Source organism: Mycolicibacterium vinylchloridicum, assembly GCF_013404075.1.
GTDB lineage: Bacteria > Actinomycetota > Actinomycetes > Mycobacteriales > Mycobacteriaceae > Mycobacterium > Mycobacterium vinylchloridicum.
On sequence record NZ_JACBJQ010000103.1, the window covers coordinates 1 to 8,481 of the forward strand.

General features: G+C 65.9%; 9 protein-coding genes. 8 read left to right on the forward strand and 1 reads right to left on the reverse strand.

Annotated features, from left to right (window positions below; translation table 11 throughout):
* From HPC46_RS33020 to HPC46_RS33030, 3 genes are all read left to right on the forward strand, one after another.
* Window positions 1-631: LppU/SCO3897 family protein (locus HPC46_RS33020; RefSeq protein WP_179476238.1), on the forward strand; the 631-nt coding region annotated here is incomplete at its 5' end.
* A gap of 85 nt (window positions 632-716) precedes the next feature.
* A complete protein-coding gene (locus tag HPC46_RS33025; protein WP_179476239.1) occupies window positions 717-1,139 on the forward strand; it encodes a nitroreductase family deazaflavin-dependent oxidoreductase in 423 nt (140 codons plus the stop codon).
* A 16-nt stretch (window positions 1,140-1,155) separates the two neighbouring features.
* The gene (locus HPC46_RS33030; RefSeq protein WP_179476240.1) at window positions 1,156-2,601 is read left to right on the forward strand and encodes an FAD-binding oxidoreductase; all 1,446 of its coding nucleotides are present in this window, start codon (window positions 1,156-1,158) and stop codon (window positions 2,599-2,601) included.
* Here the strand turns inward: HPC46_RS33030 and HPC46_RS33035 are convergent.
* On the reverse strand, window positions 2,598-4,712 hold the full coding sequence (locus HPC46_RS33035; protein WP_325096864.1) for a cellulase family glycosylhydrolase: 2,115 nt from the start codon (window positions 4,710-4,712) through the stop codon (window positions 2,598-2,600). The two genes, HPC46_RS33030 and HPC46_RS33035, sit on opposite strands and share 4 nt — an antisense overlap.
* On the opposite strand from HPC46_RS33035, the gene HPC46_RS35895 reads away from it, so the two are divergent.
* The 5 genes from HPC46_RS35895 (at window position 4,705) to HPC46_RS33055 (ending at window position 8,392) form a co-directional block, all read left to right on the forward strand.
* Window positions 4,705-4,842, forward strand: coding sequence for a hypothetical protein (locus HPC46_RS35895; protein ID WP_325096865.1), 138 nt, complete (start codon window positions 4,705-4,707; stop codon window positions 4,840-4,842). The genes HPC46_RS33035 and HPC46_RS35895 overlap by 8 nt on opposite strands.
* A gap of 370 nt (window positions 4,843-5,212) precedes the next feature.
* A complete protein-coding gene (locus tag HPC46_RS33040) occupies window positions 5,213-7,267 on the forward strand; it encodes a prolyl oligopeptidase family serine peptidase (protein WP_179476242.1) in 2,055 nt (684 codons plus the stop codon).
* Window positions 7,254-7,451 (forward strand): hypothetical protein, encoded by a 198-nt coding sequence (locus HPC46_RS33045; protein ID WP_179476243.1) that lies wholly within the window; start codon window positions 7,254-7,256, stop codon window positions 7,449-7,451. Before HPC46_RS33040 ends, HPC46_RS33045 begins: the two co-directional genes overlap by 14 nt.
* A 15-nt stretch (window positions 7,452-7,466) precedes the next feature.
* Complete coding sequence (locus HPC46_RS33050; RefSeq protein WP_179476244.1) at window positions 7,467-7,865, forward strand: VOC family protein; 399 nt, start codon at window positions 7,467-7,469, stop codon at window positions 7,863-7,865.
* Between the two features lie 17 nt (window positions 7,866-7,882).
* Window positions 7,883-8,392 (forward strand): hypothetical protein, encoded by a 510-nt coding sequence (locus HPC46_RS33055; RefSeq protein WP_179476245.1) that lies wholly within the window; start codon window positions 7,883-7,885, stop codon window positions 8,390-8,392.
* Window positions 8,393-8,481 lie beyond the last annotated feature (89 nt).

An 8,481-nucleotide genomic window follows, 5' to 3' on the forward strand; every position in this document is an offset into this window, starting at 1 on the left:
GCCCTACCCCCCGCCGAGCTACCCCACGCCCTACCCCGTCGGCTACCCGCCGCCCGGTTATCCACCGAGGCCGCCGCCGACCCCGACAGCGGGCCGCGGTTTGATCATCGCGGGCACGATCCTCATCGCCGTCAGCCTTGTGGGAGCAGTCGGCCGGGTGGCCAACTCGGCCGGCGAGCACAAGGCAGCCGAAAATGTCGCTCCCCCAGCCAAAATGGGCCAATGCATCACCAGTGAGGCGATGGCGTCGGGGGTGATCGGGCGTCGCGACGTCGTCGACTGCACCCAACCGGCCGGGGTCTTCGAGGTTGTCAGCACCGGCCCCCGGGATGCACGATGCCCCGACGGAGGTCGAGAGGAAACGGATTTCGCGCGCTGGACCAACGACTCGGCCACGCTATGCCTCATCCCGAATCTGTTGGTCGACCAGTGCTACGCCACCGTCAAACACCCGGTCGCTGATCGCACCCGCACCGACACGATCAAACCCGTCGCATGCAGCGACGCATCAGCGGACTTCAAAGTGCTGCAGCGCTTCGACAAGGCTGACTACGACCTATGCCCCGTGGGATCGCATCAGCGCATCTGGACCATGCCGCCGCGGACCTACTGCACGGGCCCACCATCGTGACTCCGGCGCGTTTTCGTACGCTCCGCGGCGGTTAGCGCGCCGAAGTCACGGGAATAGTCCGAACACGAGAGGAGTTGAGCGGTCCATGACTGAGCATGCCGAACTGAGCCCCACTGATTGGGTGCGCGAACAGACCGAACAGATTCTGAAGCAAGGCACCACCGACGGGGTCCAGATCATGGACCGCCCGGTCGTCCTGTACACCACCACCGGCGCCAAGTCCGGCAAGAAGCGCTACGTGCCGCTCATGCGCGTCGAAGAGAACGGCCGCTACGCCATGGTCGCCTCCAAGGGCGGCGATCCCGAGCATCCGTCCTGGTACTTCAACGTCAAAGCCAATCCGACCGTCACCGCGCAGGACGGCGACAAGGTCGTGACCCTGACTGCACGCGAGGTGTCGGGCGACGAGCGCGCGCACTGGTGGGATCTGGCCGTCGCGGCCTACCCGCCCTACGCGGAGTACCAGACCAAGACCGAGCGGTTGATCCCGGTTTTCGTGCTGGAGTAGCACTAGCATTCAGCGCATGTCGGGGGAGATTTCCCGTCAGGCGTTTCTGCGACGAGCACTCGGCGGGCTGGCGGGCGCAGCTCTCCTCACCTCGTGCCGGTCGGTGACCCCGAACGCGGTATCGATCCCGGGCCCGCCGGACTGGGACGCACTGGCCGGGCAATTGGACGGTCGGCTGATCATGCCGTCCTCCTCCGGATACGCCACGGCAAAAACCGTCTTCAACTCCCGCTTCAGCGGTTCCACTCCGACGGCCGTCATCGCCGCAGCGTCGGTTGCCGATGTACAGAAGGCGGTGGCGTTCGCCTCGACGAACCAGATCGGGATCAGTGCCCGCAGTGGCGGGCATTCCTACATCGGTGCATCGGCCCTCGACCAGACGATGGTGATCGATCTCCGCGGACTTCCCGGCGGGGTCGACATCGATGCAGGACGCGGTGTGGTGACGGTGCCGCCCGCGACGGACCTGGACACGGTGCAAACCGAGCTCGCGGCGCGCGGACTCTCGGTCCCGTCGGGGAGTTGCCCGACGGTCGGCGTCGCGGGCCTGACGTTGGGCGGCGGGCTGGGGTCGGACGCGCGGCGGTGCGGTCTGACCTGCGACGCCCTGGTGTCGGCCTCGCTGGTGTTACCCGACGGTGCGATGGTGACCGCATCCGCCGACGATCGCGACGACGTGTTCTGGGCGCTGCGCGGCGGTGGGGGCGGCAACGTCGGCATGGTGACCTCGCTGACGTTTCGCACCTTTCCGGCCACCGAGCGCGACGTGGTCACCATGACCTTCCCGATGGAGTCGGCCGCGACGGTGATGATCGGCTGGCACAACTGGCTGAGTGCCGCCGCGCGGGACATCTGGGGCATGGTCAACCTCACCGTCGGTGACGGCCCGGGCCGCTGCACCGTCATCCTGGCGACACCGCCTGGCACCGGATCCTCGGTCGCCGGCGACATGCTCGCCGCGACGGGATTGTCGGCGTCGTCGAGCCGCACCCGCACGCTGAACCGCGTCGAGTTCATCCACTATTTCGAGGGCGGCGATGCCGCCCGGGTCCCTCGGGCATTCGTCGCCGGCTCGGACATCATCGGTGAGATGACCTCGGCGGCAGCTGATTCCGTCGTTGCCGCGATGTCGGCATGGCCGCAGTCGGCAGGTTCGGCGACTGCGGTGGTCGAGTCGCTGTCGGGCGCGGTCGGTGACATCGATCCCGCGGGCAGCGCCTTCCCGTGGCGGCGGCAGGCGGCGTCGGTTCAGTGGTACACCGAGGCGACCTCCGATGCGGCGAGCGACTGGCTGACTTCCGCCCATCACGCGGTGGCGTCGGCCTCGGTGGGCGGCTATATCAACTACCCCGAGATCGGCGATCCGCTGGCCCGCTACCTGGGACCGAACCTGCAGCGGTTCAACGCCATTCGCCATCAGTACGATCCGGCCGGATTGATGCGCTCCGGCATCGGCGGTTAAGGGGCGGGATCCACGACGACGTGGACGGCCGTCGCACCCGGGTCCGATGCGATGACCAACTGGGCGGCGTTGGCGGCCGAGACGACATGTCCGCCCGTGACAGTCACCTGATAGCCGTTCGGATACTGGACCACGGGAACCGAGATCGTGCTCAGGGCACCGTCGGCGAAAGCACCCGAACCGTCGACCTTCGCTGTGGAATAACCGAATTCGAAGGTGCCGTTCTTGAAGGACCAGGCGTTCGGGGTGCCGGACACCACCTGCGGGTACGGAGCGGACAGTATCGCCAGGTTGCTGGTGTTGACGTTGTCCCCGACCGGCGGTAGCGCCGGGTCGTGCACCAGCCCTTCCACGTCCGGCGATCCGGTGATGTCACCGACACCGGTGTAGGCCCACTCGGCCCAGCCCATGAAATACCGGTCCGCGGACCGCATGGTGTCGATGAGCGTCGCAGCGTCGCTGGTGGCACCGAACTCGTTCATCAATGCCGGGATGTTGTGCCGCTTCGAGTAGTTCTCAGCCTGAACCGCAAGGGTATTGACGATCTTGGTGCACAGCGCACCACCGATGGGGCCGCAGTAGTTGTGGAAGGCCAGGACGACATTCGGGTCGGTGTAGTGACCCAGCAGAGCGACCGGCAGACCGAGCAGCGTGGGAACTTCGGTCACCGCCGGGTTCGGCGGCTCCAGGTACAGCGCGGTGTTCGCATCGACGGACCTGATGGCGGCAGCCACCTGGTTGTACATCGGAGTCAGCTGTTGGGTGGCGAAGAACGAGCCACCGAAGAGCGCTACCGGATAGGTCGAGCCCGCCATCGGCTCATTCATGATGTCGTAGCCGATGACAGCCGAGTTTCCACTGAAGTAGCTTGCGACGTGCTGCCAGACAAGTGCGTAATTATCCTGCAGCCCAATACCGTTCGGCGCATCAGCGTTACCCCAGAACGCGTCCCAGGCATGGTGCAGGGCGGGGTTGACGTAGTAGTTGCCGGGGAATCCGGCGTTCTTGTTGGGCCGGCCGCCGCCATCGGACGCCCACTCGGGGGCACCTTCGCCGTAGAAGGTGGTGCTGTAGAGATCCTGATGCATGTCGATGATGGTGTAGATCCCGTGGTCGGCCAACATCTGCACGGTCTGCTGGATCGAGTCGAGGTAGGCGGTGTCGATCACCCCGGGCTGGGGCTCGATGCCCGCCCAGATCACGCCCAACCGCACGACGTTGAAACCGTTGTCCGCCAGGAATTGTGCGTCCTCCTCGTCGAAACCGCTGGCGGACGGTTCGTATGGCGCGAGCTTGTACACCTCGTTGAAGCCGTGCAGGATCACGACCTGCCCGTCGCTGGTGGTGATCCAGGTCCCGACGTTGGACAGAGGCGGCAGCGTTCCGCTGGGCTGCGTCACGGCGGCCGCGGCCCCCGCATTCCCGGCAGCACCGTGGCTGCCGAGCCAGCCTGCGGTCCCGCCGGCCCCACCGAGTGCGGGCAGTCCCGTGGCGAGACCACCGACATTGCTCTTTCCTGCGTCGCCGCCGTCGCCCCCGCTACCCAGGAACGCCGCGCCGTTACCACCGTTACCGCCTCGGCCACCATCGGAACCGTCACCGCCGGCACCGCCGTGGCCGCCGACGCCGAAGACCAACCCTGTGCCGTCACCGCCCGCACCCCCGATGCCGCCGGCCGCCCCTGCGGCACCCGCGCCACCGGCACCGCCGGTTCCGCCGATGCCCATCAATCGGCCACCGGCACCGCCGTCGCCTCCGGCGGCCCCCGCGCCACCCCCGCCACCAGCACCGCCATCACCGAGCATTCCGGCCGCTCCGCCGTTGCCACCGACGACACCGGCCACCGTGCTGTTCCAGCCGGCACCACCATCACCGAGGAGCCACCCTGCGGCACCGCCGTCGGGGTGGTCTTCAGTGCCCGACCTGCCGTTGCCGATCACGTACGACCCGGCCGCGGTGTTGATGAAGTCGTCGACCTGACGACCGACCTCGCTGAGGATCCACCCCTGCACGACGGCGTGCAGCGGGGTGTACACCACGTGCTGGACCACCGCGGTCAGATTCGGAGGTGCGGTGATCTGCGCGGCCACCGCGGACGCCGGCGTGGACACCGCGGACGCAACGGTGACGCCCCTCGGACGCGACGCGGGCCGGGTCGTCGACGTCGATGTCGTCGACTTCTGCGCCGACGGCCGGGGCTTGGCGCCGGCAGTTGCCTTCGTGGCTCGCGGGCCGGCATGACCGCTCGCCGATGCTGCGGCGGAGGAACCTGAGCCTGAGTCATCCGCGTCTGCCCACGCCACCGCGTTTGCTGAGGCCAGTGCTGCACCGATGCCCAGTGCGATGGCCAAACCGCCGACCCGGCCGATATGAGCAGATGCATTCATAGATTTGTGTATACGGGACCCGTACTGCGGCGGAGTCAATTTCGGGCACATCGGCATAACCGTGTTTCCTGGGCGACGGGTTCACACCATCGCGGCTCGAACCGACGCCTGTCGCCATTGTGAGGATCGTGCAAGGAAATGCCGTCCTGCGAAGCGTTGATCTTCCCTCGCGCGTCAATAACGCTCACTGTGAGTGCAGCACCAGCCGACGAGGGAGGCGACCGATGACCGCACCAAGCAAAACCGGGAAGTCAGTCCGCATCGATGACCCTTACCTGTGGCTGGAGGACCTCAGCGGCGAGCGCGCTTTGCGCTGGGTCGAGGAGCAGAACGCCTCGACGCTGAGCGAACTCCGGTCCGAGCGGCTCGAGGAGATGCAGGCCGAAGCGCTGGCAATCATGGACGCCAGCGACAAGATTCCCTCGGTCCAGCGCCGTGGCGACTTTCTCTACCAGTTCTGGCGCGACGCCGACCACCCCCAGGGGCTGTGGCGCCGGACCACCCTCGACCAATACCTGGCTGAGCAAACCGACTGGGAGACCGTTGTCGATGTCGACGCCCTGGCCGCCGCAGAAGACGAAAACTGGGTGTGGGCCGGCGCCGAAGTCCTCGAGCCCGAGTACGCCCGGGCACTGATCTTGTTGTCCCGTGGTGGTGCCGACACCGTCGTCGTGCGCGAATTCGACATGACGACAAAGCAATTCGTGCCCGGCGGCTTCACAGTGGCCGAAGCGCGGACCGACATCAGCTGGGAAGACGACGACACGGTGCTGGTGGCCACCGACTTCGGCGAGGGGTCATTGTCGGCGATCGGGATGCCCTTGATCGTCAAGAGGTGGCGGCGGGGCACGGCCCTGGATCAAGCCGAGACGGTATTCACCGCCCGCGCCGGCGATCTCGGGGCGGCCGCCGGTGTCTATCGAACACCGGGATACGAGCGCACGCTGTTCGTCCGGATGATCGACAATCGCAACAAAGAGATCTTCCTTTTGCACGGTGGTGAACTCGTCCAGCTGGACATCCCCGCCGACGGGTCGGTGAGCATGCACCGCCAATGGATCGTGATCTCGGTTCCCACCGGCTGGACGCGCGGCGACGCCAGCCATCCGTCCGGCACGGTGCTCGTTGCCGACCTCGACGAGTTCCTCTCCGGCACTGCCGATTTGCATATCATCTACGAACCCGGCGGCCCATCGATATTCCAGGGTGCAGTCTGGACCAGAGACTATCTGGTCGTCGCCACGCTAGAGGACGTCGCCAGCCGGCTGCACGTCATGACCCCGGGCATCTGGGAGGCGCATCCGATCCCCGGGGTGCCGGAGAACACCGACACCTACATTGAGGCGATCGACCCTTTCAGCAACGAAATATTCCTCAGTTCAACCAGTTTGGACAAGCCAAGACGGATCTTGCACGGGCTGGTGGGCGGATCGGTCCGCGAAATCAAGACGGCCCCGGCCCGTTTCAATGCCGACGACCTGGTCGTCAGCCAGCACTTCGCAACATCGCTCGACGGGACCCGAATCCCGTACTTCCTGGTTACACACCGGGATTCCACCGGACCCGCGCCCACCCTGCTGCACGGCTACGGCGGATTCGCCATATCTCAACTGCCCGGCTATCTCGGTGTCACCGGGCGGCTGTGGGTGGAACGTGGCGGCAACTTCGCGCTGGCCAACATCCGCGGCGGCGGGGAGTACGGTCCGGACTGGTACTTCCAATCCATCAACGCCGGCAGACACCGGGTGGCCGAGGACTTCGCCGCGGTGGCAACCGATCTCATCGAGCGCGGGGTCACCACCGCAGCGGGGCTCGGCGCAACCGGGACCAGTGCCGGCGGCCTGCTGATGGGTGTCATGCTCACCCAGTACCCCCAGTTGTTCGGGGCTCTGGTGTGCGGCCAGCCGCTACTGGACATGCGCCGCTTCCCCGTCCTTGGTGTCGGCGCGGCGTTCGTCGCCGAATACGGCAATCCCGATGATCCCGATGATTGGGAATTCATCAAGCAGTATTCGCCGTACCACAACATCGACGCCGACCGCACCTACCCGCCGATTCTGATCACCACTTCCACCAACGACGACCGCGTGCACCCGGGGCACGCCCGCAAGATGACCGCGGCGCTGCAGGCGGCCGGGCACCAAGCGGCGCTGTACGAGAGCACCGACGGCGGCCACGCGGGTGCGTCGACGAATGCCCAAGCCGCGTTCGAGACCGCGTTGATGTACGAATTCTTGCACCGCAACCTGGATTGGGCCCTGTCTCATGACCGCCATTGACGCCGTCATGCTCATCGCCTGCTCGCTGCTGCTGATGACGACGATGGTCATGCTGATGGCTCGGGCGAACGCGAAGGAACGTGATGTGATGCGGCGCCGCCGTGAGGAGTGGATTGCCGGTGGCAGCAATCCCGACGACGAACCGAACTTCTTCACCGGAAACAGCGGCGGCACGTTCAACTGATTGCCACGATGACTCATGCTTGGGCATCTGGGAATCAACGTCACCGACCTGGCGGAGGCCAGGACCTACTACAGCGCGCTGATGCCCGTCGTCGGGTTTGAGCACTTCCTGGACGATCATGACCAGTTCGCCTTTCGACCCGCGGAGGGCAAGCCGGGAACCTACCTGTTCTTCTACCCCGCCAGCGAGGCGACCCCGTACTCGCGCGATCGCACCGGACTGCAGCACCTGGCCTTCATGGTCAAGTCACGCTCGGCGGTCAGACGCGTTCATCGCCTGGTGACAGAGCTCGGCGGCGAGGTATTGCATGAACCCCAAGTCTTTCCGCAGTATCCGCCGCCCTACTTCGCGACGTTCTGGCTCGACCCGTTCGGTTTGATGCTGGAGGCCGTCTGTCATCACGACCGGGATTGACGCGTCGACAACGGTCATTGTCCATCGATGCAGCACTGGCCATCCGATGGGCGGGAAAATTTAGAGTAGTGGACTACCCGTTTCTTGTGGTGGTCGCGACTGTACGGTCACGCGCGGGGGGAACCGGTCTGGCGACACGACGAGGTGCCCCTATAGCCACAGAGAGCGCGACGCACTTAAGGCTGCTTGCCAGCATCGATCCCCGGCTATGGGATGTTCTGTTTCCGCCAGCACCGCAGTGGGGCGAGGTCGCGCCGAATGGCCCGACCGGAACTCTTTCCGAGCCCTGGGGCGCCGAGCGTAGTGACTTCCAACTGCAGGTTCAGATCGCGGTTCGCGACCTTACCCGGCGGATCGTTGATGCCGCCGCTGCCGCCAGCGCGCAGGGCGGTGATGGCGCGGCGGTGATCGCCAACGTGGTCGACGAGTGGGTCAGTGTCGACGACGGTGACGGCATCGGACTGGTACCGGTCAAACTGTTTTTCCCGCGGTTGCGTCCAGCAGAGTGGTGTACGAGTCGGACCTGATCAGCGGTACCGGCGTGTCGTAGCCGGATGAATGAAGGTCATCGCGTGATTCTTCGAGAGACCCGCGAAAGTCACTCGAGCAAAGGAAT